Here is a 1,777-nt window from a genome sequence, read left to right as displayed (position 1 = left end):
AGCAAGGAGACCTTGCAACATTTTCTGGGGTTTGGGGGGCAGACCGTCAAGCGCGTGATCACCACCCGCATGCGGCATATCGTCAAGGAGTTGGAGTGCCACGAACTGACCGTGGATGTCATGCAGGAGGGCGAAGCAGTTGACCTGCTTGCCAGCAATTTATCTGCCGATGCACAGACAAGAAACAGCCTGAAGCCACTCGCCAAAATTTTAAGCTATTGGGCACTACCGCTGTCCCTGTCTAATGGTCGATTGCGGGAACGCCTTCAAAACAAACGCACCGTGGCTGATGCCATTCGCATCGAAATGGAATTGTTGCGCGAGGGCGGACTTTCCGAATTTAACACGGATCTCACAGAAAACCAGCGACGCATCCCCTCTCTGAGCCTGAAGCTTTCCATTGATTTGCTGGACTCTACTCAGCGTGGTTTATTCCTGGACTTGGCCATCTTTCCCGAAGATGAGGTGATCCCTGTTGCGTTGATTTACCGTTTGTGGAAGGCGCGCCTGCCTAATGCATGGCAGGATAAAATCGGATTCAGACTGTTATATAAACTGTTTGGACTCTCTTTGTTGCAGAAATTTATCGACTCGGATGACAGCAATGCCCACATCAAGTTACATGATATTGTACTCAAGCATCTGCACGATCTGTGCGGCAATTCAATCACAACGATACATCAGGCGTTGGTTGATTCGTACAAAGATGCCAACAATCGCTACCAATTGGAAAGCAGTCGCAGCGGCTATAATCTTCTTTCCGGAAAAAATTATCTGGAACTGCAATACGAATTAACATATATTTGGAAATTTATCAAACATCATCTGTATGGTGCCAATCGGAAAAATGATTGGTTCTCCCTGCTGTTCAATATTGAATTTATTGCCAAGCGGACTTGGATACTGGCGGGGCCAGTCGAAACAGCTCAGGATCTGGATGAGGCAAAAGCGTGGTCTGACCAGTCGGGCATGGCGACAGCGAGCAATCGCAAACTGATCGCGTGCTACAAACATGCGGCTCACTTGCTGACAGGGTCTCCTTCTTGGCAGGAGTTGGGACGAATCCTGATCCAGAAATTATGGTCTGTGTTGACGCTGGAGCAATTCAGAGGGATGGCCGACCTGAACCTGTATCTGCCGATGTTGGTGCCTGTCTCACCGCCACCAGACCAACCTTCTTTTACCGAAGAAATGGATGGTTCTGAACGACGCGAAGAGGGACATGCTGCCTGGGTCGTCTCCTGCCTGCAGTTGAGCGCAAACCAGTTTGTTTCAACCTCCTCGGATAAGACAGTCAAACTGTGGACTTGGACTGGTCGCGGCCAGCCAAAAGTCACGGCCACTCTGAGGGGCCACAGCGGAAAGGTGAGAGCTTGTGCCAAGGTATCGGAAGAACTCCTGGTCACAGCCGGTGAGGATGGTCGGTTGGTGCTGTGGGATGTCAACAATCGTGTCATCTTTAAATTATTGGTTTTTCATACAAAAGCTGTTATAGATTGCACTGTCATTGCAGACGGTCGCGTGGTTTCGGTTTCTGAGGATGGTTGTATCTGTCTGTGGAATCCCTCTGATGCCGCAAAAGCTCTGACTCCATCCAAGATATTGGACAGACAACCACAGGGTATTTACCCCACAGTTTGCGTTGCCTCCAGCGACGGAGAAATATTGATCACAGGCTACTCCAACGCAACCATAAAAATCAAAACGGCCTGGGCTTCGCACCGTCTGGATCTGCACCCGGATGAAGCGCAGTTGCGTGCCCAGTTGGCGGGCAAGT

General features: G+C 50.1%; 1 protein-coding gene. It reads left to right on the top strand.

Features of this window, described 5'->3' with window-relative positions:
• Positions 1-12 precede the first annotated feature (12 nt).
• A partial coding sequence (locus EJP87_RS15875) for a WD40 repeat domain-containing protein (RefSeq protein ID WP_130472826.1) occupies positions 13-1,777 on the top strand: 1,765 nt, incomplete at its 3' end.

It is taken from the genome of Candidatus Magnetaquicoccus inordinatus (genome assembly GCF_004217665.1).
Lineage (GTDB): Bacteria > Pseudomonadota > Magnetococcia > Magnetococcales > Magnetaquicoccaceae > Magnetaquicoccus > Magnetaquicoccus inordinatus.
Note: the sequence above shows the minus strand (reverse complement) of the source record. Positions and strands in the feature narration are given on the sequence as shown.